Genomic DNA, 1,218 nt, shown 5'->3' on the forward strand with positions numbered 1-1,218 from the left:
CCTCGTCGGCGGCCTGTACTGCTGGCTCCACGAAGACCGCCTCTACCTCTGGGCGTCCGGCATCGACTACCAGCACCCCTTCAGCCGCCTGGCCTACACCTGGCTGATGACCGAGGCACCCCGCTGGGCCATGGAGCAGGGCGCCCGACACATCGACGCCGGGCGGGCCAACTACCAGGCGAAGAAACGCCTCGGGTACCAGCCGCACGTCCTGCGCACCGTCGTGCACCTGCCCGCCCCCGACCCCGCCACCGCGAAGGCGCTCGCCGCCCTCTCCCGCAGCCTCGGCGAACAGGCCCTGCACCACCACCCCACCCTGCCCTGGTGACACCTGCCCCGTCCCCGCCCGCCTTCGGAAGGACCCCCCTGACCAGCACCATCCCCACGCTCCTGCTCGTATCCGCCGGCGACGAGCAGTACAGGCGCTACGCGCTGGAGCAGATCGCCGCCCGCCACCGCGTCGTCCTCCTCAGCCCGAGCGAGCCGACCTGGGAAACGCCCTACATCCACGGACACGAAGTCGCCGACACCAGCGACCCGGACGCCAGCCTCGCCGCCGCCGAGCGCCTCGCCGCCGACCACCACATCAAGGGTGTCCTGACCTGGGACGAGTTCGCCCAGCACACCGCAGCCCCCCCCCGGCCGGTCCGCCACGTCCGGGACCCCCACCGCCCCCGCCCACCCCTGCCGCGACAAGGCGGCCAGCCGTGCCGCGTTCGCCGCCTTCAACGTCCCCTCCGCCGCCAGCGTCCGCGCCGACACCCCTGACCAGGCCCGCGCCGCCGCAGCCACGATCGGGTACCCCGTCGTCCTCAAGCCCGCTGCGGCGGCCGGCAGCATCGGCGTCAGCCTCGCCGCCACCCCCAAGGACCTCACGGCGGCGTTCGACCTCGCCGACCAGGCGGCAGGCGACTACGAGCACGCCACCGGCTGGTGCGGCGTCCTGGTCGAGGAGTACCTCGACGGCCCGGAGATCAGCGTGGAGTGCGTCACCGTCCGCGGCGCTACCACCCCGGTCGCCGTCACCCGCAAGCGCCTCGGCCCGCCGCCCTACTTCGAGGAGACCGGCCACAGCGTCGAAGCCGGCGACCCGCTCCTCGCCCTCGTCGGCCCCGTCGCTGTCCAGGCCCTCCACGCGGTCGGCTACGCCAACGGCGTCTCCCACGTCGAGATGCGCCTGACCGCCAGCGGCCCGCACCTGATCGAGGTGAACGGCCG

At 73.9% G+C, this 1,218-nt stretch carries 2 protein-coding genes and 1 pseudogene; all 3 read left to right on the plus strand.

Annotation, left to right across the window (positions count from 1 at the left end):
* The coding region (locus MCM47_RS41085) for a GNAT family N-acetyltransferase (RefSeq protein ID WP_238951866.1) at window positions 1–328 on the plus strand (328 nt) is incomplete at its 5' end.
* Entirely contained in the window at window positions 325–768 is a 444-nt protein-coding gene (locus MCM47_RS41090) for a hypothetical protein (protein WP_238951867.1), read from the plus strand. The genes MCM47_RS41085 and MCM47_RS41090, both read left to right, overlap by 4 nt.
* Window positions 752–1,218: pseudogene (locus MCM47_RS41095) on the plus strand (acetyl-CoA carboxylase biotin carboxylase subunit family protein); the annotation flags it as partial. The gene MCM47_RS41090 and the pseudogene MCM47_RS41095, both read left to right, overlap by 17 nt.

The organism is Kitasatospora sp. A2-31, assembly GCF_022288725.1.
GTDB lineage: Bacteria > Actinomycetota > Actinomycetes > Streptomycetales > Streptomycetaceae > Kitasatospora.